The sequence below is a fragment of the Pseudoxanthomonas jiangsuensis genome (genome assembly GCF_010093185.1).
Lineage (GTDB): Bacteria > Pseudomonadota > Gammaproteobacteria > Xanthomonadales > Xanthomonadaceae > Pseudoxanthomonas > Pseudoxanthomonas jiangsuensis.
In genome coordinates this window covers 1-842 of the sequence record NZ_PDWL01000077.1, presented here as the reverse complement: position 1 = coordinate 842, position 842 = coordinate 1, and the positions used below count along the sequence as shown (strand labels likewise).

General features: G+C 57.0%; 2 protein-coding genes. Both read right to left on the bottom strand.

Features of this window, described 5'->3' with window-relative positions:
- The coding region (locus CSC62_RS17310) for a phage tail tube protein (protein WP_425502055.1) at nt 1–430 on the bottom strand (430 nt) is incomplete at its 3' end.
- Between the two features lie 28 nt (nt 431–458).
- A partial coding sequence (locus CSC62_RS17305) for a phage minor tail U family protein (RefSeq protein ID WP_105465003.1) occupies nt 459–842 on the bottom strand: 384 nt, incomplete at its 5' end.

Below are 842 nucleotides of genomic sequence, written 5' to 3'. Positions count from 1 at the left end.
TATTTCGTCTCCGCCGTAAGATGTCGTAGTGTGCCGGGGTCTTCCGTCCCATCGCCGTCACCGCCTTACCGATACTGCTGACCCAGCCACGGAACACATCGACCGTGCCGTTCGGGAAGCGGATTTTATAGGCACGGGTATCGCCTTCATTAAACCACGCCAGCAGCGCCTGCTGCCCCTGCTCTCCGGGCATCCACGCCAGCGTGAAGCTGGTATCTCCGACAGATTTCTGCCCCTGCCCGGTCGCAGTCCAGTCTGCATCTTCATCATCGAGATAGCTGTCGTCATAGGACTCAGCGGTCAGTTCGCCGGGCGTCAGGTCTTTAACTTTTGCCAGACGCGACCAGTCAACGTCTGAAAGCGGATTCGCGTAAGGGTCACCGCTCCCCTTATAAACCCACAGGGTGGTCCCGGCACCTTTCACCGGCATTGTAGGATTTGGTACAGGCATAGCGTCCTCACATTTCATAGGTAATGACATAAGTCAGATCGGCTGAACTCCACAAGCCCGCATCATCGTCGCGCCGGTAGTCATAGCCGCTGGCCACCATACTGGTGATCAAATCTGACAGTGCCGGGATATCGCTCATCACCGGATAAATCCGGGACTCCATCCACGCATCCAGCTCTGAATCCGGCACCTGAGCAGGCAGGAAAACTTCGATATGCAGCTCCGCCTGCCAGGTATCGCTGTCCAGCTCTTCGCCCGTGTATTCAGCGCCGGTGAGATAAACGGCAACTGCCGGAAAATCCGCCTCATCAAAAACAGCGGGGCGACCATCAAAAAACGTCGCCCCGGTGTCATGCTTCTCCAGTGCATCCAGTACGGCTGCACGGAGTTC